A 21,581-nucleotide genomic window follows, 5' to 3' on the forward strand; every position below is an offset into this window, starting at 1 on the left:
ACTGCCGATAATATCTACAAAGTATTGATTTACTTTGACAAGCTGTACGCCGTGATGGATGAACAGGAACGCCGACAGCTTATGGAGTCGCTGATCTCCGAAATCCATATCTTTGAGGAACGGAAGCCCAACGGACAATGGTTAAAGTCCATCAAATTCAAGTTGCCGATCATAGAGGAAGATATGGAAATAAGTTTGGACAATGATACACAAGTCGAGACAGTAGCGCTGCTGAAGCGTCAATAAATAGAACAAAAGGAGAAGGTAGAAAGAGGTAATTTTTAATGCAAGAAGTGTTTCAGTCGATTAACGGAATTTTTTCCTTTATCACCCCATTGTCTGATTTCCTGTGGGATTTCCCTACGAATTTTGAGTGGTATGCAAATATCCCTCTGTTAGGGAATTTCTCCTTTGCCATTATCCTGCTGTTAGGCAGTGGTATCTTTTTCAGCTTCCGCCTGGGCTTCGTACAGGTCAGAGGTTTCAAAAAAGGTCTGAAAATTATGACAGAGAAGAGAACCATTGATACAGGTATTTCTCCCTTGGCGGCGTTCCTGCTCAGTTCTGCCATGCGCGTAGGCCCCGGTAATATCCTGGGGGTAACAGGTGCCATTGCGGTCGGTGGCCCTGGCGCGGTTTTCTGGATGTGGATATCTGCGTTCTTCGGTATGGCGATCGCTTACATGGAAGCGGTTCTGGCGCAGATTTTTAAAGAAAAGAAAGATGATGAATTTGTCGGCGGTCTGCCTTTCTACGGCAGAAAGCTGATCGGTAATAAAGGCTTTGTGGGCGTGTTCCTGTCCCTGCTGTATATCCTGTATGCGCTGTGCTGCCTGCCTGCTCAGGGCTTCAACGTAGTTTCTTCCGTAGGCAGAATGGCGGAAATTGCGACAGGCTCCACCATCGCAACAGATTCCGCATTTTACTATATCGTTGGTATCATTACGATGGTGCTGACAGTCATTATCGCTTTTGGCGGCATCAAAAAAGTTTCCAAATGGACAGACAGAATGGTTCCTGTCATGGCGGTGCTGTATATCCTGACAGTTCTGGTGCTGATCGTTTTGAATATCGGTACAGTTCCTTATTTCTTCAAAGCTGTATTCGGCGGTGCATTCCGGCCTGAAGCTGTATTCGGCGGTCTGTTTGGTACGGTTCTGGCCCAGGGTGTAAAACGTGGCCTGATGTCCAATGAAGCCGGTCAGGGTACCATCACTATGTCCGCTGCGGCGGCAGATGCGAAGCATCCCTGTGAACAGGGGCTGCTGTCTGCCATTGGTGTTTTTCTGGATACCATGATCATCTGCACATTGTCCGGCTTTGTGGTAGTTATGGCCCACTGCTGGGATGGCCCCAATGCAGAGGCTTGGGCGGCAATGGATAAACTGCCGAAATTCACAGAATCTCTGGCAGTGCTGACACCGGGCACATCCTTCAATGCGGTAGTAACATTTGTGATTACACTGTGTTTCTGTCTGTTTGCATACACATGCCTGCTGGGTATGATCAGCTTTTCTGAAATCGCAGCCAATCGTATCCGTAAGGACAAAGGCTTTATCAATGGTGTGCGTATCGTTGGTCTGATTGTTGCGGCTTTTGGTATCCTGTGCAATATTGCAGGTCTGGAACTGGGCAACCTGTGGGCCTTCTCCGATCTGGGCAATATTCTGATCGTATTCTTCAACGTACCTATCGTCTACGTTGGTGCAAAATACGTTCTGCGTGCTGCAAAGCATTATGATAAAAATGACGGTACTCCTTTTACATCCGATGCGATTGGCAGAGATGACTGTCAGTATTGGGATGAAAAGGCAAAGAATGAAAAATAAAGAAAGGGGAATTTAACTTGAAAATTTCTAAAAAAGACGCATTGATGTGGTTTTCCTTCTTTGCCCAGCTGGATGAAGAGGAAGAACTGATGCCCAAGCAGATGGAATTGGTTTACGCTACTTTTGCGCAGATCGAAGATGCCATCGATGCCAGAAATGAAAAACTGATGTCTGAAATCAAAGGCTTGAAATCTGTAAACGGCAGAACATACTTTGTTGGCCCCGAAGAAAAATTTGCGAAGGGCTGCCGTTCCTGCATGACAGGCACAGGTTTGACTGCCATCCGCAAAACAAATAAATGCAATATCCAGTGCAAATTCTGCTACAACTATGGCGAACTGGAAGACTGCATGCCCATCGGCGAAGGTCTGTGGGAGATCGGCGGCACAAAATTCTATGAAAGAGACCTTGATCTGCTCCTTTCCATTCAGGAAAAACCCACTGGTATTTCCTATGTGTATCTGGAACCCTTCATGGAAATTGAAAAATACTATGGCGTGATTAAAAAATTCCACGAAGCAGGTATTCATCAGCATATGTACACAAACGGTACACTTGCCACAGAAGAAAACCTGAAAGCCTTGGGTGAAGCGGGCCTGGATGAACTGCGCTTCAATCTGGGGGCAACAAACGCTTCCGATAAAGTCATTAAAGCCATTGCAACAGCGAAAAAGTATATCAAATACGTTGGTATCGAAACACCTATGACACCAGAATATTTCGAAGCATTTATGCAGAAAAAAGACAAAATTCTGGCAACAGGCGTGGATTTCATGAACTGTGCGGAACTGCATCTGAATAACAATAACATCTGGAACTATGAAGGGGAAAATATGTATGTCTACAGACATGGCTATGTTTCTCCCACATGGAGCCGTGAACTGACCTTCAAGTTGATGAAAATGGCCGACGAAGAGGGTTGGGATGTGGCTGTCCATGATTGTTCCAACAGAACAAAATTTGCCCGCGGTCTGAACCTGAAGGGCAAAGAAGGGGGTTGGTTCGGCGCAAGCAATTATGGCTCTGAATTCAGCAGACCTCCCTTTGAAGCTTTCCTGCCTATCCTGCAGGATGAAAGCTTCCAGTTTCTGGAGGAAGAGGAGCTGCCCGAAGGCTATCGTCCCGGTGAATTGTTCTTTTAATTAAAAAAATAAAAGCACCCGTATGGGTGCTTTTTTGTTTGCTTATTCTTCTGTTACTGTTTTCCAAAGCAGCATGTTATTTTCCACATAGCATTCCACCTTGCCCTGATCCACCAGATAGGACAGATAGGAGCGGACGGTGCTGCCGATGAGGACATACTGATTATAATCCATCGTCAGGTCGAACACTTCGAAAACTTTCTTCAAAATCAGTTCGAAATGCATGGATTCTGTACAGATTTCCAGCAGCTTATCCAGAATTTCGTTCATCTTATCGCGGTTTGCAGCCACCAGAGGTTTGACATCTTCCATGGCTTCTGCATGGGCGGGGATGAACAGCTTACCCTCCAGTTTTTCTACGAAATCCAGTGTTTCAAACTGAGCAGTGATATCATAGAAGAAGGACAGGTGATATTTGGAGATGATGTTTTCGCCGAAGATACAGTCTGCCAGGAAATACACATCATCGGGTGTTTTCACACCGATCATATCCCAGAAATGGCCGGGCAGGCGGAAATATTCCATGCCCTCGGGCAGTTTTGCTGTGGCGATGTCCTGTGCTTTGGAAGGAGTCGCCATCAGGAATTTGTTGCGCAGTTTTTTAAAGGGATAGCCGCCATAGAGGAAAGAGGGTTCCAAAATGGGGTTTTCTACAACAGCCACTTCCATGGGGGTGCTGTAAACAGCGCAGTTCAGGCGGTTCTGCAGCAGATTGTTGCCGCCGTCATGGTCTGCATTGGAGTGGGTATTGATGATGGCTGTCAGTTTCCAGCCCTGGGCGTCCAGGATTTTCTGGATCTTGCGGCCTGCGTCCTTGTCGTTGCCGCTGTCGATGAGCCAGACATCGTCATCGCTGACATGGTACACGCCGATTTTGGATGGAGAGTTGATATAGTATGTATTTTCTGCTACCTGTACCAGTTCGTACATGAAAAATCACTCCTTTGTGAAAAAAGCCGTCACAGGTTTCTGTGACGGCTTTTGAACGCTTCTTATGCCATAGAGTTTGTGGAACCGATCACGTTTTTGATCTTTTCTTCTACCAGTTCCTGGATCAGGTCTCTGCCTGCGCCCAGATAGCCGCGAGGGTCGAATGCGGAAGGATTTTCACCGAAGGATTTGCGGATGGCTGCTGTCATCGCCAGTCTCAGGTCTGTATCCATATTGATTTTGCAAACTGCCATGGAAGCTGCTTTTCTCAGCATTTCAGCGGGGATACCTTTTGCACCTGCGATTTCGCCGCCGTATTCGTTGCACATTGCAACGGATTTCTGGTCTACAGAGGATGCACCGTGCAGAACAATGGGGTAGTTGTGGAAACCTTCTGCTTCCAGTTTTTCTGTAATGGTAGCCAGTCTGTCGAAGTCCAGTTTTGCTTCGCCTTTGAATTTGTATGCACCGTGGCTTGTGCCGATAGCGATCGCCAGAGAGTCAACGCCTGTGCGTTTTACGAAGTCTACTGCCTGGTCTGGGTCTGTGTAAGTAGCATCAGCAGCGTTTACTTTTACTTCGTCTTCTACGCCGGCCAGCTTACCCAGTTCTGCTTCTACTACTACGCCTCTTTCGTGTGCGTATTCCACGATCTTCTTTGTCTGAGCAACGTTTTCTTCGTAGTCCAGATGAGAACCGTCGAACATTACGGATGTGAAGCCGTATTCGATACAGTCTTTGCAAACTTCGAAATCAGAACCGTGGTCCAGGTGCAGTGCGATATCCAGACCTGTTTCTTCGATGGCAGCATCTACCATTGCTTTCAGATATTTGGGATGCGCGTATTTCAGCGCAGATTTGGAAACCTGCAGGATAACAGCGGAATTCTGTGCTTTTGCAGCAGCCACTACGCCCTGGATGATTTCCATGTTATTGATGTTGAAAGCGCCAATTGCATAGCCGCCTTCGAATGCTTTTTCAAACATATTTTTTGTTGTTACTAAAGCCATATAAGGACACCTCTCTTAAAATATTTTGGGTTTACTTTTAGCATTTCCGTATATAAAATTATAATACGGAGTCGATTTTATAGCAATGCATATACCTTTAAAAGATTTTCAGAGAGGAATGAAAAAATGACGGCGATTTTAACATTTTTTGTTATTTTTGCAATAGATTTGTGGACAAAACGCTGGGTTGGGCAAAATCTGTCCCAAAATCTGCAGAAAGAGGTTATCAAAAATCATCTATTTTTTTGGCACATAAAAAATGGCGGTATGGCTTATAATAGATTCGAAGGGAAGAGAAAAGGCATCCTGCTTTCTACGGGAGCATTGCTGGCGATTTACAGCGGGATGTTTATAAATGTCCTCCGTGGTAAAGGCGACAAAAGGCTTGCCTTGCCTCTGGCAGTGACCCTTGGCGGCGGCTGTGCAAACTTCTGGGAACGGCTGAAAAAAGGAAACGTCACGGATTTTTTATTCATTCCTATTAAAGGGAAAAATGCGCCGATCTTCAATATCGCAGACGTTGCTATTGTTTTCGGGGCAGCATGGATGACAGTAATTCCCTTCTGCAAAAATGAGAAAAAATGATTTTTTATGTTGCCTCGCAAAGACAATTGTAGTATAATCAGAGCATAGAAATCCTGAGATGCACGACAACTTGCCATATTTGAACCTACATTACTGACTCGGGACTCCTATACACGGCAGATATGTCAGGCCCCAAGATAATTCCCTTTGGGCGGGGGAAGGCAGACTCTGTAGTTGCGGAAACCCACCTGGCTTAGGCTAGGTGTCAAGAGGCAAGACCGGCATTTCGGGAATTTTTTTGTTAAAATTAAGAACTATTCGGAAAATCCGAATGGTTCTTTTTTTGTGCCTTTTGCGTAAACTTGTACAAGGAGGCGGACGATATGAGGAAATTGATTTTCATAGGGATAATGACCTTATTTTTGACAGGCTGTGCTTCAGAAGAAAAAGCCCCTGAACGGGCGCAGACAGGACATATTGGCGGGAATATGGCGATTTCAAGGGAAATGGCGGCGAAGACCGTTGCACTGGCATTTTATTCTAATGAGGAATTGGTGAAATTGGAAACAGAACTGGATTTTTCAGATGTGGCAGGGGAAGAATGGGCATATCCCTATATCAAGGGTTGTGTGGACCAGGGATTTTTTGCAGGCAGCGAAGAAGGAACATTCCGCCCGACGGATGACCTGACCCTATGGGAGGCGCAGGCATTGATGGACAGGCTGGCGCCGGATTACGACAGTCGCATCGTTTTGACAGAGGAAAATAAAAATATGGCGGTGTCCTATGAGCTTTGGGTACAGCTTTTGGAAACAGCGCTGGAAGCCCGCAGGGGTGAGGATAGCCTTTATTCCTATGGGATAGAAACGGAAAATGCCGTGGTACTTTCTGTCGACGGGCTTTGCGATACGGGAGAATTTACGGCGGCGGGACTGGACTTACAGCCTTATGAATATAGTCGAATCACCTTTCTGGAAAAGGAAGGAGAGATCGTTGCCCTGCAGACAGTGGAGGCTTTGTCCCCTGTGGTGAAAAATATCTATTGTAGAAAAGAGGAAGGGAAACTGCTTCTGGAAACGGGAGACGGCACGGCAGATTTTACCTATAAGGAGAAAATAGAAGAGGGCATTTATGATGTGAAGCTGGAAGAAGGAAAAGTGGCGGAAGTTGTGCCTGTGGAAACATTGGGGAAATGCACAGTGAAACGGGTCAACGGGGGGGAACTCTATCTGGCGGAGCAAGGAAAGATGGATTGGGCGGCGGATGCACGGGTCTATGATGCCAAAGGGGAAGAGGTAAATAAGGATGATTTTTCGGGTTTGATCTGTGGAACGGATACGGCGGAATACTATGAAAAAAATGGGGAGATTTGTGCCGCCGTGATTCGAGGAGATGCCGTTTTAGAAAACATACGGGTGTTCCTGAAAGGAAAGGAACAGGAGAAAGTAAGCCTTTCGTCAGAAGAGGGTTTCACTTTGTCAAATGGGAAAGCAGAAAAGAAATTCCCCGCAGGGGCGAAAGCGGCTCTGACGGCAGACTTACCTTGGTTCGATCACGGCATTTTGACAGTGACGGCAGAAAGCCCGATTCGATTGGAATTTTCGGATGGGACTTCCTATGCATATGAGGGAATTTTGGAGCTGGAACGACGGGGAGAAAGCAGTTTTTCTATCATCAATGAACTGCCTGTGGAACGGTATCTGTTGGGGGTAGTGCCCCACGAAATGCCCACCAGCTTCGGGCAGACAGCTTTGGAGGCCCAGGCCATCACGGCGCGAAGCTATGCCTATAATCAGTTCTATGGCAACACCTATTGCGGCTATGGCGCCCATTTGACGGATACGACCGCCAGTCAGGTGTATTTGGGTTATGAGAAAAATGAGACTGCAGAAGCGGCGATAAAGGCAACAGAGGGGATGTGCGCCGTGACAGAGGAAGGTGCGGTAGCGCAAACTTATTTCTATTCCACCTCCTGCGGATTTGGTGCGGGAAGCGAGGAAGTCTGGTCAGCGGACGGGAATTTTGACGGCGAAGGAAAATCCTATCTGCAATCCCAGAGCTATGGAGATTTTACAACGCCACAGACAGAAGAGGAATGGCTGGCTTTCTGGCAGGATTGGGAACAGGAGGGCTATGATATGGATTCGCCATGGTATCGCTGGAAGGTGTACTTCGGCTGCGGGCAGCTGACGGAGATTTTACAGAAAACGCTGGTTACTTCTTCTAACTGTACCGTAGAAGGGAATAGATCCGATTTGGGAAAACTGCAGGGAATGGCGGTAACAAGAAGAGGAACGGGCGGCATTGCCATGGAACTGGAACTGACCTTTGAAAAGGGAACGGCGACGGTAAAAACGGAAAACGCTATCCGAAAAGTGCTTTCTCCCACGAAACTGACTATTGGCGAGCCCATCTATCTGCAGCGAAAGGGCGGGGATTCCATCACAGGGAATACCATGCTGCCCAGCGGATTTTTTGCGGTGAAGGAAATGCGGAATAGCGAAGGAACACTGACGGGCATCGCCCTTTACGGCGGCGGGAATGGACATGGCGTCGGCATGAGCCAGTATGGGGCGAAGCATCTGGCGGAAACAGGAAAAACGGCAGAAGAAATTATCGAATATTATTTTACTGGTACAACAGTGGACCGGGTATTATAAAATAAAAAAAGCAGACATCGAAATGATGTCTGCTTTTATTTTTTATTATCTCAAAGAAACATAGGTTTTGATGACTTCTACGATTTTGTCTAAATCCATTCTGGATGTATTCAGGATGAGGTCATAATTTTCTGCTTTGCCCCATTTGCCGCCTGTGAAGTAGTTATAGTAGTTTGCACGGCGTTTATCTGTCTTGATGACCATAGCTTCTGCGCCCTGGGGGTCCTGGTTGTATGTATTCACTGCACGTTCCACACGGTCGGGCAGGTCTGCCTGCAGGAAGATATTGATGCAGTTGGGGTTTTCAGACAGAACATAATTTGCAGAGCGGCCTACAATGACACAGGGGCCTGCTTCTGCCACTTCCTTGATGACCTGAGACTGTACCAGGAAAATTTTTTCATTCAGAGGAAGGCCAACGGAATCCAGGCTGGGAGTCAAGGATGTCAGGGAGAAGAACAGATTGCCTACGGATGTTTTTTCCGCATCTTTAAAGCATTCTACGGAAAGACCTGTTTTTTCCGCTGCCATAGTGATCAGTTCGTTATCGTAAAAGGGGATACCCAAAGCATCTGCCAGTTTTTTGGCTACAATACGGCCGCCGCTGCCATACTGGCGGCTGATGGTGATGATTTTGTGCTGGTTCATTGCAACCACTCCTTATCTTTCAGAAATTCGGATTTCTGTAAATTTTATTATCATAATTATCCATTATAGTACTTTTTGGAAGAAGACACAAGGGAGAGTTTTTTGCAGAAAAAACGCCTTTTTTTCCTTGAAAACTTTACTTTTTCGGGAAAAGTGTTTATGATAGTAAAGATGGATAACTATTTAGAAACAATAGAACTATAAAATATAAAGTAAGGAGATACGAACATGGGTGAATCTTTAACAGGTTTGAAAAGAGGCTGCATGTGCGGCAACGTGAATGAAAACATGATCGGTCAGGAAATCACAGTGATGGGTTGGGTACAGCGCCGCCGTGACCTGGGTCAGCTGATCTTCATTGCACTGAGAGATAAAACAGGTCTGGTGCAGATCGCAATCGACGGCAACACAGCAGAAAAAGAACTGTTTGCAAAAGCGGAAACAGTCCGCAGTGAATATGTACTGGCAGTAAAAGGTCTGGTTGCAGCCAGAACAGAAGGCAACATCAACCCCAACATGAAAACAGGTAAGATCGAGATCATCGCAAAGGAACTGCGTATCCTTTCCGAATCCGAAACAACACCTTTCCAGATCGAAGACAACATTACAGTAAAAGATGACCTGCGTCTGAAATATCGTTATCTGGATCTGAGAAGACCTTCTCAGCTGAAAAACCTGGTGCTGCGTCATAAAGTAGTACAGGTAATGAGAAACTTCCTGGATCAGGAAAACTTCCTGGAAATCGAAACACCTATCCTGGGTAAATCCACACCTGAAGGCGCAAGAGACTATCTGGTACCTTCCCGTGTACACCCCGGCAATTTCTATGGTCTGCCCCAGTCCCCTCAGCTGTACAAACAGCTGCTGATGGTTTCCGGCATGGACAGATACTATCAGATCGCAAAATGCTTCCGTGACGAAGACCTGAGAGCAGACAGACAGCCTGAATTTACACAGGTCGACATGGAACTGTCCTTCGTAGATATCGAAGATATCATGGATATCAACGAAAGAATGATGCAGAAGGTATTCAAAGACCTGATGAACGTAGATATCCAGCTGCCTCTGCCCAGAATGACATACGCAGAAGCAATGGAACGCTTCGGTTCTGATAAACCCGACGTACGTTTCGGCATGGAACTGAAAAACATCTCCGAAGTAGTTCGTGGTACAGAATTTGTTGTATTCAAATCCGCACTGGAAGCAGGCGGCAGCGTACGTGCTATCAATGCAAAAGGCTGCGGTTCCTTCCCCAGAAAGAAAATCGATTCTCTGGTTGAATTCGTAAAAACATACAGAGCAAAAGGTCTGGCATGGATCGTTGTCAACGAAGACGGCAGCCTGAAATCTCAGATCGCAAAATTCTTCACACCTGAAAAACTGCAGGAAATCGTGGACGCCATGGAAGGTAAACCCGGCGACCTGATCCTGATTTGCGCAGACCAGGATAAAGTTGTATTCGACTCTCTGGGAGCCCTGCGTCTGGAACTGAGCAAGATGCTGGAACTGACAAGACCCGACGATTTCGCGTTCCTGTGGATCACAGAATTCCCTATGCTGGAATGGGACGACGAAGAAAACAGATACGTTGCAGTACACCATCCTTTCACAGCACCTATGGATGAAGACCTGGAACTGATCGATACAAACCCCGGCGCAGTGCGTGCGAAAGCATACGATATCGTTCTGAACGGTTACGAACTGGGCGGCGGCTCCATCAGAATCCACCGCAGAGATATCCAGAAAAAGATGTTCGAACTGCTGGGCTTCTCCGATGAAGATGCTCAGGAACGCTTTGGCTTCCTGCTGGATGCTTTCAAATACGGTGTGCCCCCTCACGGCGGTCTGGCATTCGGCCTGGACAGAATCATCATGCTGATGAGCAATGCTCCCAGCATCCGTGACGTTATCGCGTTCCCTAAGGTAAAAGATGCTTCCTGCCCTATGACAGATGCTCCCGGCGTTGTAGAAGAAAAACAGCTGGATGAATTGGGTATTGCGATCAAAGTGGTAGAAACAGAAGAAACAGCAACAGAAGAATAATCATAAAAAAATAAGACCACCTGAAAAGGTGGTCTTTTTATTTTATATAAGTGTGGTAAAGGCAAAGTAGCCCAATACCAAAGCACCAAGGATGATGCGGTAAACGCCGAATACAGCGAAGCTGTGCTTGCGTACATATTCCATCAGGCCTTTGATGACCAGCAGGCTGACAACGAAGGATACCACACAACCAACTGCCAGAATCACCAGTTCCATACCTGTGGCTGTCGCACCGGAAAGCAGGAATTTCACCAGTTTCAATGCGCTGGCACCCAGCATGGTGGGGATTGCCAGGAAGAAGGAAAACTCTGCGCCGGCAGAACGACCAACGCCCAGGATGATGGCACCCAGGATGGTTGAGCCGGAACGGGATGTACCGGGAATCAGGCTCAGGCACTGGAAGCAGCCGATGAGGATGGCTGTTTTCAGGTCGATGTCATAAACGGTGTTGACCTTCAGGGAGCGGCTTTCGTTGGCTCTTTCTACGAAGAGGAAGGCGATACCGTAAACGATCAGCGTGATGGCTACCACTACATAATTGTAGAAATGGGCATCCATCCAGTCATCCAGAGGCAGACCGATGACTGCGGAAGGCAGCACTGCGATCACGACCTTGAACCACAACCGCCATGTGTTCCGTTTCTGGGGCCCGCTCTTTTTAGGGGAAAAGGGGTTCAGCTTGTGGAAGAACAGCAGGATAACTGCTAAAATGGCACCCAGCTGGATGACTACCTCAAACATATTGTAGAATTTTTCGGAAACCTGCAGTTTGACAAATTCATTCAGCAAAATCATATGCCCTGTGGAAGAAATGGGCAGCCATTCTGTGATACCCTCCACGATACCGAATAAGATGGCTTTCAATACTTCAAATATCATATCCATGATGGAAACTCCTTTCGATTTTCATACATCATAATATTATAATGCAATTATATTTCAGAAACAATGATTTTAAGAGAAAATTAAAAAAACACCCTCAAAAGAGAGTGTTTTTTGCTCGGTGCGACGGGATTTGAACCCACGACCTCAGCGACCCGAACGCTGCGCCCTACCAAGCTGGGCCACGCACCGCTATAACATATCTATTTTCATATATTTTGAAGGAAAAGTCAAGAACGAGTTTTGTCATTGTCTGTCAATGGAAGACAACAACAAAAAGCGGCGGGAAGTACCGCCGCTTTCCATTGCATAATTATTCTGCTTCGATCAGATCGAAAATTTCCTGAGCAGATTTCAGGTAGTAACCTGTTTTTTCATTGCTGACAGAGCCTGCTGTCTGGGAATGATAATACATCTCGCATGCTTCCAGATCATTCATTTTGTGCTTTTTCTGCAGCATTGCAACCACTGCATCGATCAGGGCTGTGCGTTCTTCTGCATGGGTGTATTCTGCTTCTTCTGTTTTTGCATCGCTTTCCAGGTATGTCAGGCCATCCACCATGCCGATGTAGAAATCGTGACCCATTTCGGGGAACATCTTCTGGCTGTCTACGATCATTTTGAGGAAGCCTGCCTTCTCGAAGGAAGCAAAAACATTATTACTGGGGATGTTTTTCAATTTGCTGTAATATTCTACGCAGGAAACAACTAAAGTGCGCTGATCCATTTTTCTCTCTCCTTTGATTAAAAAATTTGTTAAAAAACATGATACCGCATTTTCTGGCAATTTTCAACCGTTTATGCTTGATTTTAGACGATCGAAAACTTGACAATCTACGGTTTTCCTGCAATCATAAAAGTAGCGTGTTTTTGAAAGGAGAAAAAATCATGGTAAATGTAAGAATAGATGAAAGCCTGAAGGAACGCTGCCCCGAAGCAGCGCTGGGCCTTTTGCAGTGTAAAGTGGAAGTGGCCCCCGACCCTGAAGAATTTCTGGCGATGCTGAATGGTAAGATCGCAGAGCTTTCCGAGGTGGAACTTTCTCAGGCAAACAAGAGGGACAAAATTCAGTCCACAAGAAAGGCATACAAGGCTCTGGGCAAGGAACCCAACCGCTATCGCTCCTCTGCGGAAGCGATGTGCCGCCGTATTGCGAAAGAACGTGGTCTGTACTATATTAATAATGTGGTAGATATCAATAACTATCTGTCCATCAAATCCGGTTATTCCATGGGGACTTATGATCTGGCGCAGACGAAGGGCGACATCACATGGATGCGTGCCCCTGAGGGCACAGCCTACCGCGGCATCGGCAAGGATGTGCTGAATATCGAATTCCTGCCTGTCATGTTTGACGAAGAAGGCCCCTTCGGCAACCCCACCAGCGATAATGACAGAACCATGATCACAGACGAAACAAAAGACCTGCTGCTGGTTTACTATGCTTTTGACGGGGACGCAGACCTGCCTGCTCTGCTGGAGGAAGCAAAAGATCTGCTGGAAAAATATGCAGGCGGCATTGGGTTTGAAATAAAGATCTTAAAATAATTCTGCAACAAGAATAAAAGGAAGGTGATCGTTTGAAAGCCTTTGAAAACCTGTATCGGGAATATTATCAGAAAGTATACGGCTTCCTGTATCGCCTTTGCGCCGATGCAACCCTGGCGGAAGACCTGACCCAGGAAACCTTCCTGCAGGCCTATAAATCCCTCCATAAATTCCGGGGGGACTGCGAGGTGTTTACCTGGCTGGCGGCCATTGGGAAGCATGTATATTTCAAATATCTGAAAAAGAAAAAGCTCCATCTGGATGCGGCCAACCTGGAGCTGGTAGCGCAAAGCTATATGAAGGGGGACGTCAGCCCGGAGGAGCATGTCCATAAAAAAGATGTCGAAAATGCGGTGCGGCAGATGGTGGAAAATATCCCGAAAAAATATCGGGATGTAGTGGTGCTGCGTATTTATGCGGAGCTGCCATTTTCTCAGATCGCCCAGATTTTGAAGATCAGCGAAAATTCCGCAAAAGTCATTTATTTCCGAGCAAAGAAAATGCTGATGGAGGTGTTGCAACATGAGCTGGAAATGTGAGATCGTAACAGACCTGGCGCCTCTGTATCACGATAAAGAGGCAAGCAAGGCCAGCAGAAAGCTGGTGAAGGAACATTTGAGAGAATGTCCCGAATGCAGAGCATACTATAAAAAATATCGTCCTGTAGAAACGATGGCGGCAGAGGAGCCTGTTTCCGACGGGGTGGAAAATTTTGTCCTGCTGGCAAAAAAGATGCGCAGACGCCGCCAGCTGCTGTGGCTTGGGTTCCTTTTTTATTTTGCAGGAACCATGTGGGCGCTGGTGCTGCATCATCAGTACAAAACAGATAAATTTTTGACAAAAAACAAAATATTTAAAATTCTTTAAAAAATTTTTAGATGTGAAAAATGCTGAGAATTCAACGAATTCTCGGCATTTTCTTTTTTTGCGAAAAAAATTTTAAAAAATTTGTGTAACCTTTTTTGAAATTTGGGGCACTAAGTTATCGTAACCAAAAAAATGGGAAAGATTTAGTTTGGAAAATTTCCCGAAAGGGGACAGGAGGACAACAAATGAGTTTTCGTGTATTGGGTACAGGCAGTTATGCGCCGCCTAACGTGGTGACGAATGACGACCTGTCACAATTCTTAGATACCAGCGATGAATGGATCCAGCAGAGGGTCGGCATCAAGGAACGCCATTTCAGTGTAAATGAAACAGCGGCAGATATGGCTGCAAAGGCGGCGCAGGCTGCCATTGAAAACAGCGGTGTGGATCCTGAAGAGATCGATCTGATCATTCTGGCTACCATTACAGGGGAGACACAGGTGCCTTCTACGGCATGTATGGTACAGAAACTGCTGGGGCTGAAATGTATGGCTCTGGAGATCAATGCGGCTTGTTCTGCTTTTGACTTTGCTCTGGAAACAGTGGCGGGTTATTTTGCAAGAGGAAAGGTGAGAAAAGCCCTGGTCATCGGTACAGAGCGTATGAGCCGTATCCTGGATTTCACAGACAGAGGGACTGCAGTTATCTTTGGCGATGGCGCAGGCGCATTGGTTCTGGAAGCAGGCGAAAACTACATCGACTCTGTATTTTATGTAGAAGGCAACGATGAAGTCATTGGCTGCGGGCTGCCTGTGGGGAATTCCCCTTATTATGAAAGAGGGCAGGAAAAGAAACCTCTGGCCTATATGGATGGTCAGGCTACGTTCAAATTTGCAGTGACTGCTATCGTGAAAGATTGCAACACACTGATGGAAAGAAACGGTCTGACATATGATGATATCGCTTACATCGTGCCCCATCAGGCAAACAAGAGAATCATCGATTTTGCAAGCAAGAAACTGAAAGTGCCCGACGGCAAATTCACGATCAATATTGACAAATGCGGCAACACATCCTCTGCAAGCATCCCCATGATGCTGGATGATCTGAACCGCGCAGGCAAACTGAAAGAAGGCGACCTGCTGTTGCTGCCTGCTTTTGGCGGCGGCCTGGCAAGTGCTTGTTGTTTATTACGTTGGTAAAGACCGAAGGTCTTGGAGTATAAAAAATATTTTTTAAAGGAAAAAGGAGATTGAAAATTATGGTATTCGAAAAAATCGCAGCAATGTTGGCAGAAAAACTGGAATGTGAAGTAGCAGACATCAAACTGGAAACAGAATTCAGCGCACTGGGCATCGACTCTCTGGACGTTATGGAACTGCTGATGAACCTGGAAGAAGAATTCGGCACAGAAATCGAAATGGGCGAAAACAAAGTAAACACAGTTGCTGATCTGGTAAAACTGATCGAAGGCAAACTGGCGTAAGAAACAGGAAAGATAAGGAGGACGACGATATGATCGTTTCACCGATTTGTGAGATGCTTGGCATCGAATATCCCATTTTCCAGGGCGGTATGGCATGGATCGCTGACGGCAAGCTGGCTGCAGCGGTTTCCAATGGCGGCGGCCTGGGCATCATTTCTGCCATGAATGCCAGCGGCGATTATCTGAGAGAACAGATCAAAATCGCAAGAAGCCTGACAGACAAACCCTTCGGCGTGAATATCATGCTGATGAGCCCCCATGTGGAAGAAGTGGCAAAAATCGTTGCAGAAGAAAAAGTGGCTGTCGTTACCACAGGTGCAGGCATCCCCAACAAATACGTTCCCATGTGGAAAGAAGCAGGCATCAAGGTGATCCCTGTGGCGGCTTCTGTGGCGGCAGCAAAAATGATGGCCCGCGCAGGTGCGGATGCGGTCATTGCCGAAGGCGGCGAATCCGGCGGTCATATCGGTGAACTTTCCACTATGCCTTTGGTTCCTCAGGTAGTGGATGCAGTAGATATTCCCGTACTGGCTGCAGGTGGCATCGGCGACGGCAGAGGGATGGCGGCAGCATTTATGCTGGGCGCAGTTGGTGTGCAGATGGGTACACGCTTCCTGCTGGCAGAAGAATGTGGTGTACACCAGAACTACAAGGATATGGTACTGAAAGCAACAGACGTTTCCACAATTGCAACTGGCAGACGTTTCGGCGGCAGCACATGCCGTGTGATGAAAAACCAGTTTGCCCGCAATTTCCTGAAGGTGGAATACGCCCCTGAAACAACTGCAGAAGATGTAGACAAACTGGGCGTAGGCGCACTGAGAAAAGCGGCTGTGGAAGGCGATACAAAAGAAGGCTGCTTCATGGCGGGGCAGATCTCCGGTATGGTGAACAGAGAACAGCCTGCAGCAGATATCATCCGTGAAATCGTAGAAGAAGCGGACGCATTACTGAAAGGAGCAGCAAAATGGGTAAAATAGCATTTGTTTTTTCCGGTCAGGGTGCCCAGAAGGCTGGCATGGGCAAGGCTTTTTACGAAGCCGATGCCACAGTGAAAGCCCTCTTCGACGGCGCAGAAGCGCTGCGCGAAGGCACACTGAGACAGTGCTTTGAAGGCACAGCGGAAGAATTGAAAGAAACACAGAACACACAGCCCTGTCTGTTCCTGGCAGACTTGGCGGCAGCCATTGCTGTTTCCGAAGCAGGCATCGCTCCCGAAGCGGTAGCAGGCTTCTCTCTGGGCGAACTGCCCGCACTGGCATTTGCCGGCGCATACAGCCATTTGGATGGCTTCAAGCTGGCATGCAAACGTGGCGAAGTGATGGCGAAGGCAGCAGCGGAACACCCTGCATCTATGCTGGCGGTGATGAAGCTGGACAACGCAAAAATCGAAGAAGTTTGTAAGCAGTTCAAACAGGTTTATCCTGTAAACTATAACGCACCCGGTCAGCTGGTAGTTGCCGGTGCAAAAGAAGAGATGGATGACTTCAACAAGGCCATCCGTGAAGCAGGCGGCAGAGGCCTGCCCGTGGCTGTTGGCGGCGGGTTCCATTCCCCCTTCATGGATGAAGCGGCGCAGAAATTCGGCGAAACAGCAGCAACATTCGAATTGAAAAAACCTGACGTGACAGTATATTCCAACTTCACAACCAAACCTTACACAGAGGATGTACGTTACCTGATGGAAAATCAGATCAATCACAGCCTGCGCTGGCAGGAAAGCATCGAACGCATGGCAGCCGATGGTTTCGATACCTTCATCGAAGTGGGCGTGGGCGATACGCTGAAAAAACTGATCAAACGTATCCTGCCCGATGCAAAGGTTTATAACGTTTCCAATATAGAAGAAATCGAAAAAGTGAAGGAGGAACTGGCATGCTGAAAGGTAAAGTAGCAGTAGTTACTGGCGGTTCCCGCGGCATCGGCAAAGCCATTTGCCTGAAATTTGCGGAACAGGGGGCGGATATCGCATTCCTGTATGCCGGCAACACTGTAAAAGCGGAAGAAACATTGAAAGAACTGGAAGGTATGGGCGTGAAAGCCAAGGCATACCAGTGCAACGTAGCAGACGCAGATGCGGTTTCTGCCGTTGTAAAGAAAATCGCAAAGGATTTCGGCGGTATCCAGATTCTGGTGAATAACGCAGGTATCACAAAGGATAAACTGGTGCCTATGATGAAAGCGGCAGATTTTGACGCTGTTGTGGACACAAATCTGAAAGGCACATTTTACATGATCAAGGGTGTTTACCCCTTATTTATGAAGCAGAAGAGCGGCAAGATCATCAACATCAGCTCCGTTTCTGGTCTGATGGGTAACCCCGGTCAGGCGAACTATTCCGCATCCAAGGCGGGCGTAGTAGGTCTGACAAAATCTGTAGCCAAGGAACTGGCAAGCAGAGGCGTTTGCTGTAATGCCATCGCTCCCGGCTTCATTGCAACAGAAATGACAGAATCTCTGGAAAACGATGCATTGAAAGAAGCCATCCCCATGAAACGCTTCGGTGCGGCAGAGGAAGTGGCAAAACTGGCGCTGTTCCTGGCGTCTGAACATTCTGACTACATTACAGGCGAAGTCATCAGAATTGATGGCGGCATCGCCATGTAAGGAGGAACTTGAGTATGAAAAGAGTAGTAGTAACAGGCATCGGTGCGGTGACCCCCGTGGGCAACAACGTACCCGATTTCTGGGAAGCTTTGAAAAACGGCAAAAACGGTATCGGCCCTATCACAAGATATGACGCCAGCGAAAACAAATTTAAACTGGCGGCAGAAGTGAAGGACTTCGATCCGACAACATATATGGATAAACTGGCGGCAAAAAAAGTTGACCGCTTCACACAGTTCGCTATGTGCGCAGCAGGCGAAGCCATGGCAGACAGCCAGCTGGAAGGCAACATCGAAAACGACGAACTGGCAGTATATTTCGGCAGCGGCGTCGGCGGCTTTGAAACTTTCGTAGAAGGTCAGAAAACACTGATGGAAAAGGGCGCAAGACGCGTTTCCCCTCAGCTCATCCCCAAAATGATCTACAACATTGCAGCGGGCAATATCGCCATCCGCTACAATGCTATGAATGCCTGCGTAGCTGTTTCCACAGCCTGCGCAACAGGTACAACAGCCATTGGTGAAGGCTACAGAGCCATCCTGCACGGCTATACAACAGCAGCCATCTGCGGCGGCAGTGAAGCAGCAATCGTGCCCCTGGCAGTGGCAGGCTTTGGTTCCTGTATGGCACTGAATCCTTCCGAAGACCCCAACGCAGCATCCCTGCCCTTCGATAAACGCCGCGGCGGTTTCGTTATGGGCGAAGGCGCTGGCGCAGTCATTCTGGAAGAATATGAACACGCAAAGGCTCGTGGTGCAAAAATCTACGCAGAAGTAGTTGGTTATGGCTCCACATGTGACGCTCACCACGTAACAGCTCCTGCGGAAGAAGGCATTGCCAGCGGCAAGGCCATCAAGATCGCAGCAGCAGGCTTTGCAGGGATTGCCCCCGAAGCAATTTACATCAATGCTCACGGCACAGGCACACACCTGAATGATAAAACAGAAACAACAGCCATCAAAAACGCTTTTGGCGAAGAAGATGCGAAAAAAGTACACATCAGCTCCACAAAATCCATGACAGGCCATATGCTGGGTGCAGCAGGCGCAGTTGAAGCTATCGCTGCTATTCTGGCTGTAAAAGAGGATATTATCCCTCCCACCATCAACCTGCAGGAAGCTGACCCCGACTGCGATCTGGATTACACACCTAACACAGCGGTGCAGACTGTTGTAGAAGGGGCCATGAGCACATCTCTGGGCTTCGGCGGTCATAACGCATGTGTAGCTTTTAAAAAGTATAAGGACTGATAATAACTATGGATACAAATAAAATCAATGAACTGGCGAAAATCCTCCGCCAGAATCAGCTGACAAAACTGGATCTGACAGAAGGCGACAACCGTATCGTGCTGGAAGCAGCACGACCTGTGGCAGTGGAAGCGCCTGTTTACGTTCCCGTGGAAACTGCGGCAGAAGTTCCCGTTGCAGCAGCCCCTGTTCCCGAGCAGAAAGAAGAAGTTTCCAATGCAGTGGAACAGAAATCCCCTCTGGTGGGCACCGTTTATCTGGCACCCCAGGCGGGCGCAGAGCCTTTTGTAAAAGTGGGCGACAAGGTGAAAAAGGGCGATGTCCTTTGCATCGTGGAATCCATGAAGATGTTCAACAACATCGAAGCGGAACAGGAAGGCACCATTGAAGCGGTCTGCGTGGATAATGGTCAGATCGTGGAATTTGGTCAGCCTTTGGTGCGCATCCTTCCAGAATAAGGAGGAAGAAATATGAATCAGGAAGAAATCAAAAAAATCCTGCCCCACAGAGACCATATGCTTCTGATTGACGAAGCGGAACTGAAAGAGGGCAAGGCTTATGGCAAAAAGACGATCCGCGGCGACGAGTTTTTCCTGCAGGGACATTTCCCTGAAAACCCCGTCGTACCCGGTGTAATTCTTTGCGAAATTCTCGGTCAGTCCGCCTGTGTGCTGCTTTCCGGTGAAGCAGAAGGGGTAACGCCCTTCTTCACAGGTCTGGATAAAGTGCGCTTCAAAAACAGCGTGCGTCCCGGGGATGTATTTGAAACAGAATGTACTTTGCTGAAACACAAAGGCCCCTTTTACTGGGCAGAAGGCAAAGGCTATGTAGACGGTAAATTATGTGTCAGCGCAGAATTTTCTTTTGCGCTTATCAAGGAGTAATGGCGTATGTTTTCTAAAATTCTCGTTGCCAACAGAGGCGAAGTGGCAGTCCGCATCATCCGTGCCTGCAAGGAAATGGGCATCGAGACAGTGGCTGTCTATTCGGAAGCGGATAGAAATTCCCTGCCCGTTGCTTTGGCGGATGAACGCATCTGTATTGGCGGAAACGCAGCGGCGGATAGCTACTTAAATCAGAAAAACATCATCAGTGCGGCTCTGGCGACCCATGCAGAGGCCATCCATCCCGGTTATGGCTTCCTTTCCGAAAATGCGGAGTTTGCCAAGCTGTGTGAAGAAAACGGTATCGTGTTCATTGGCCCCAAGGGCGACATCATTTCTGCCATGGGGGATAAAGACGCTTCCCGCCAGCTGATGCAGCAGGTGGGCGTGCCTGTTGTTCCCGGTACGGAAATTTTGAAGGACGCCGCAGAAGCAAAGGAACTGGCGAAAGACATCGGCTATCCTCTGCTGGTGAAGGCCACAGCAGGCGGCGGCGGCAAAGGCATCCGTGTAGTGGAAAGAGAAGAAGATCTGGAAGAAGCCTTCCATACGGCATCCCGTGAGGCGGAAAGCGCTTTCGGCAATGGGGATGTTTTCCTGGAAAAATATCTGACCCATGTGCGCCATGTGGAAATGCAGGTGCTGGCAGATAACGAAGGAAATATCCTTTGTCTGGGTGAAAGAGACTGCTCTCTGCAGCTGAATAAACAGAAGGTGCTGGAGGAGACCCCCAGCCCTGTGATGACGGAAGAAATCAGAGAAAAAATGATGGAAGCCGCTGTCAAGGCTGCGAAGGCAGCCAATTACACCAACGCAGGCACGGTGGAATTCCTGCTGGCTCCCGATGGTCAGTTCTATTTCATTGAAATGAATACCCGCCTGCAGGTGGAACACGGTATCACGGAAGAGATCAGTGACGTGGATATTGTAAAATGGCAGATCCGTATTGCCTGCCAGGTTCCTTTGGATATGACCCAGGAGGATATCCAGCTGAAAGGTCATTCCATGGAATGTCGTATCAATGCCCGTTCCACAGGGAAAGTAGATTTTCTGCATATCCCCGGCGGCGGCAGAGTCCATTTCGATACAGCCCTGACCCAGGATTGCGTGGTCGTGCCTTATTATGACTCCATGCTGGGCAAACTCATCGTTCATGCCAATACCCGTGAAGAAGCTATCCGCAAGATGGAAGCATCTCTTTGCGAAATGGTCATCCATGGCGTGGAAACAAATATTGAAGATCAACTGCGACTGGTACGCAGCGAGGCATTCCACAAGGGCGAATATGACACCCTTGCATTGCCAAATATTTTAAAAAGGATGTGAGATA

22 protein-coding genes, 1 tRNA gene, 1 other RNA gene and 1 pseudogene are annotated in these 21,581 nt (G+C 47.7%); 19 read left to right on the forward strand and 6 right to left on the reverse strand.

The window, feature by feature from the left end:
* The 3 genes and pseudogenes from IJ369_RS07935 to IJ369_RS07945 all read left to right on the forward strand — a co-directional run.
* A pseudogene (locus IJ369_RS07935) lies at positions 1–246 on the forward strand (recombinase family protein); the annotation flags it as partial.
* A 38-nt stretch (positions 247–284) separates the two neighbouring features.
* Positions 285–1,829, forward strand: coding sequence for an alanine/glycine:cation symporter family protein (locus IJ369_RS07940; protein ID WP_290717901.1), 1,545 nt, complete (start codon positions 285–287; stop codon positions 1,827–1,829).
* 17 nt (positions 1,830–1,846) lie between these two features.
* The gene (locus IJ369_RS07945) at positions 1,847–2,971 is read left to right on the forward strand and encodes a radical SAM protein (protein ID WP_290717903.1); all 1,125 of its coding nucleotides are present in this window, start codon (positions 1,847–1,849) and stop codon (positions 2,969–2,971) included.
* Between the two features lie 42 nt (positions 2,972–3,013).
* Here IJ369_RS07945 and IJ369_RS07950 read toward each other — a convergent pair whose 3' ends face one another.
* Positions 3,014–3,901, reverse strand: coding sequence for an MBL fold metallo-hydrolase (locus IJ369_RS07950; RefSeq protein ID WP_290717905.1), 888 nt, complete (start codon positions 3,899–3,901; stop codon positions 3,014–3,016).
* Positions 3,902–3,963: 62 nt separating this feature from the next.
* Positions 3,964–4,911, reverse strand: coding sequence for a class II fructose-1,6-bisphosphate aldolase (fba, locus tag IJ369_RS07955; protein ID WP_290717907.1), 948 nt, complete (start codon positions 4,909–4,911; stop codon positions 3,964–3,966).
* Between the two features lie 126 nt (positions 4,912–5,037).
* On the opposite strand from fba, the gene IJ369_RS07960 reads away from it, so the two are divergent.
* From IJ369_RS07960 to IJ369_RS07970, 3 genes are all read left to right on the forward strand, one after another.
* Positions 5,038–5,496, forward strand: a complete 459-nt coding sequence (locus tag IJ369_RS07960) for a signal peptidase II (RefSeq protein WP_290717909.1) — start codon at positions 5,038–5,040, stop codon at positions 5,494–5,496.
* Positions 5,497–5,543: 47 nt separating this feature from the next.
* A non-coding RNA gene (gene ssrS, locus IJ369_RS07965) (6S RNA) lies at positions 5,544–5,733 on the forward strand.
* Between the two features lie 86 nt (positions 5,734–5,819).
* Positions 5,820–8,096: a SpoIID/LytB domain-containing protein gene (locus IJ369_RS07970; RefSeq protein ID WP_290717911.1), complete on the forward strand. Its 2,277-nt coding sequence runs from the start codon at positions 5,820–5,822 to the stop codon at positions 8,094–8,096.
* Positions 8,097–8,141: 45 nt separating this feature from the next.
* Here the strand turns inward: IJ369_RS07970 and IJ369_RS07975 are convergent, their stop codons facing one another.
* Complete coding sequence (locus IJ369_RS07975) at positions 8,142–8,744, reverse strand: cytidylate kinase-like family protein (RefSeq protein ID WP_290717913.1); 603 nt, start codon at positions 8,742–8,744, stop codon at positions 8,142–8,144.
* A 228-nt stretch (positions 8,745–8,972) separates the two neighbouring features.
* Here IJ369_RS07975 and aspS point away from each other — a divergent pair, with 228 nt between their 5' ends.
* Positions 8,973–10,787, forward strand: a complete 1,815-nt coding sequence (aspS, locus tag IJ369_RS07980) for an aspartate--tRNA ligase (protein WP_290717915.1) — start codon at positions 8,973–8,975, stop codon at positions 10,785–10,787.
* Positions 10,788–10,829: 42 nt separating this feature from the next.
* Here aspS and IJ369_RS07985 read toward each other — a convergent pair whose 3' ends face one another.
* The 3 genes from IJ369_RS07985 to IJ369_RS07995 form a co-directional block, all read right to left on the reverse strand.
* A complete protein-coding gene (locus tag IJ369_RS07985; RefSeq protein WP_290717917.1) occupies positions 10,830–11,672 on the reverse strand; it encodes an undecaprenyl-diphosphate phosphatase in 843 nt (280 codons plus the stop codon).
* 115 nt (positions 11,673–11,787) lie between these two features.
* Positions 11,788–11,861: transfer RNA gene (locus tag IJ369_RS07990), tRNA-Pro, on the reverse strand.
* 121 nt (positions 11,862–11,982) lie between these two features.
* Positions 11,983–12,396, reverse strand: a complete 414-nt coding sequence (locus IJ369_RS07995; RefSeq protein WP_290717919.1) for a hypothetical protein — start codon at positions 12,394–12,396, stop codon at positions 11,983–11,985.
* Between the two features lie 161 nt (positions 12,397–12,557).
* Here IJ369_RS07995 and IJ369_RS08000 point away from each other — a divergent pair, with 161 nt between their 5' ends.
* From IJ369_RS08000 to IJ369_RS08055, 12 genes are all read left to right on the forward strand, one after another.
* A complete protein-coding gene (locus tag IJ369_RS08000) occupies positions 12,558–13,217 on the forward strand; it encodes a B3/B4 domain-containing protein (RefSeq protein ID WP_290717921.1) in 660 nt (219 codons plus the stop codon).
* A 32-nt stretch (positions 13,218–13,249) separates the two neighbouring features.
* Positions 13,250–13,756, forward strand: a complete 507-nt coding sequence (locus tag IJ369_RS08005; protein WP_290717923.1) for an RNA polymerase sigma factor — start codon at positions 13,250–13,252, stop codon at positions 13,754–13,756.
* The gene (locus IJ369_RS08010; RefSeq protein ID WP_290717925.1) at positions 13,740–14,084 is read left to right on the forward strand and encodes a zf-HC2 domain-containing protein; all 345 of its coding nucleotides are present in this window, start codon (positions 13,740–13,742) and stop codon (positions 14,082–14,084) included. The genes IJ369_RS08005 and IJ369_RS08010 overlap by 17 nt, the downstream gene beginning before the upstream one ends.
* 185 nt (positions 14,085–14,269) lie before the next feature.
* A complete protein-coding gene (locus IJ369_RS08015) occupies positions 14,270–15,226 on the forward strand; it encodes a beta-ketoacyl-ACP synthase III (RefSeq protein ID WP_290717927.1) in 957 nt (318 codons plus the stop codon).
* A 59-nt stretch (positions 15,227–15,285) separates the two neighbouring features.
* Positions 15,286–15,510: an acyl carrier protein gene (locus IJ369_RS08020; protein ID WP_290717929.1), complete on the forward strand. Its 225-nt coding sequence runs from the start codon at positions 15,286–15,288 to the stop codon at positions 15,508–15,510.
* A 32-nt stretch (positions 15,511–15,542) separates the two neighbouring features.
* Complete coding sequence (locus IJ369_RS08025) at positions 15,543–16,490, forward strand: nitronate monooxygenase (RefSeq protein WP_334298195.1); 948 nt, start codon at positions 15,543–15,545, stop codon at positions 16,488–16,490.
* Entirely contained in the window at positions 16,478–17,392 is a 915-nt protein-coding gene (gene fabD, locus IJ369_RS08030; protein WP_290717933.1) for an ACP S-malonyltransferase, read from the forward strand. Before IJ369_RS08025 ends, fabD begins: the two co-directional genes overlap by 13 nt.
* Entirely contained in the window at positions 17,386–18,117 is a 732-nt protein-coding gene (fabG, locus tag IJ369_RS08035; RefSeq protein ID WP_290717935.1) for a 3-oxoacyl-[acyl-carrier-protein] reductase, read from the forward strand. The genes fabD and fabG overlap by 7 nt, the downstream gene beginning before the upstream one ends.
* A 14-nt stretch (positions 18,118–18,131) precedes the next feature.
* A complete protein-coding gene (fabF, locus tag IJ369_RS08040) occupies positions 18,132–19,367 on the forward strand; it encodes a beta-ketoacyl-ACP synthase II (RefSeq protein ID WP_290717937.1) in 1,236 nt (411 codons plus the stop codon).
* Positions 19,368–19,375: 8 nt separating this feature from the next.
* Entirely contained in the window at positions 19,376–19,825 is a 450-nt protein-coding gene (accB, locus tag IJ369_RS08045; protein WP_290717939.1) for an acetyl-CoA carboxylase biotin carboxyl carrier protein, read from the forward strand.
* Positions 19,826–19,837: 12 nt separating this feature from the next.
* On the forward strand, positions 19,838–20,251 hold the full coding sequence (locus IJ369_RS08050; RefSeq protein WP_290717941.1) for a 3-hydroxyacyl-ACP dehydratase FabZ family protein: 414 nt from the start codon (positions 19,838–19,840) through the stop codon (positions 20,249–20,251).
* A 6-nt stretch (positions 20,252–20,257) separates the two neighbouring features.
* Entirely contained in the window at positions 20,258–21,577 is a 1,320-nt protein-coding gene (locus tag IJ369_RS08055) for an acetyl-CoA carboxylase biotin carboxylase subunit (protein ID WP_290717943.1), read from the forward strand.
* Positions 21,578–21,581: the final 4 nt, after the last annotated feature.

Source organism: Anaerotignum sp., from assembly GCF_017483025.1.
Lineage (GTDB): Bacteria > Bacillota > Clostridia > Lachnospirales > Anaerotignaceae > Anaerotignum_A.

Bases quoted from the DNA above. Each gene is read 5' to 3' on its own strand.
- IJ369_RS07940 (WP_290717901.1), top strand. From the start codon at position 285: ATGCAAGAAGTGTTTCAGTCGATTAACGGAATTTTTTCCTTTATCACC.
- IJ369_RS07950 (WP_290717905.1), bottom strand. From the start codon at position 3,901: ATGTACGAACTGGTACAGGTAGCAGAAAATACATACTATATCAACTCT.
- fba (WP_290717907.1), bottom strand. From the start codon at position 4,911: ATGGCTTTAGTAACAACAAAAAATATGTTTGAAAAAGCATTCGAAGGC.
- IJ369_RS07960 (WP_290717909.1), top strand. From the start codon at position 5,038: ATGACGGCGATTTTAACATTTTTTGTTATTTTTGCAATAGATTTGTGG.
- IJ369_RS07970 (WP_290717911.1), top strand. From the start codon at position 5,820: ATGAGGAAATTGATTTTCATAGGGATAATGACCTTATTTTTGACAGGC.
- IJ369_RS07975 (WP_290717913.1), bottom strand. From the start codon at position 8,744: ATGAACCAGCACAAAATCATCACCATCAGCCGCCAGTATGGCAGCGGC.
- aspS (WP_290717915.1), top strand. From the start codon at position 8,973: ATGGGTGAATCTTTAACAGGTTTGAAAAGAGGCTGCATGTGCGGCAAC.
- IJ369_RS07985 (WP_290717917.1), bottom strand. From the start codon at position 11,672: ATGGATATGATATTTGAAGTATTGAAAGCCATCTTATTCGGTATCGTG.
- IJ369_RS07995 (WP_290717919.1), bottom strand. From the start codon at position 12,396: ATGGATCAGCGCACTTTAGTTGTTTCCTGCGTAGAATATTACAGCAAA.
- IJ369_RS08000 (WP_290717921.1), top strand. From the start codon at position 12,558: ATGGTAAATGTAAGAATAGATGAAAGCCTGAAGGAACGCTGCCCCGAA.
- IJ369_RS08010 (WP_290717925.1), top strand. From the start codon at position 13,740: ATGAGCTGGAAATGTGAGATCGTAACAGACCTGGCGCCTCTGTATCAC.
- IJ369_RS08015 (WP_290717927.1), top strand. From the start codon at position 14,270: ATGAGTTTTCGTGTATTGGGTACAGGCAGTTATGCGCCGCCTAACGTG.
- IJ369_RS08020 (WP_290717929.1), top strand. From the start codon at position 15,286: ATGGTATTCGAAAAAATCGCAGCAATGTTGGCAGAAAAACTGGAATGT.
- fabD (WP_290717933.1), top strand. From the start codon at position 16,478: ATGGGTAAAATAGCATTTGTTTTTTCCGGTCAGGGTGCCCAGAAGGCT.
- fabG (WP_290717935.1), top strand. From the start codon at position 17,386: ATGCTGAAAGGTAAAGTAGCAGTAGTTACTGGCGGTTCCCGCGGCATC.
- fabF (WP_290717937.1), top strand. From the start codon at position 18,132: ATGAAAAGAGTAGTAGTAACAGGCATCGGTGCGGTGACCCCCGTGGGC.
- accB (WP_290717939.1), top strand. From the start codon at position 19,376: ATGGATACAAATAAAATCAATGAACTGGCGAAAATCCTCCGCCAGAAT.
- IJ369_RS08050 (WP_290717941.1), top strand. From the start codon at position 19,838: ATGAATCAGGAAGAAATCAAAAAAATCCTGCCCCACAGAGACCATATG.
- IJ369_RS08055 (WP_290717943.1), top strand. From the start codon at position 20,258: ATGTTTTCTAAAATTCTCGTTGCCAACAGAGGCGAAGTGGCAGTCCGC.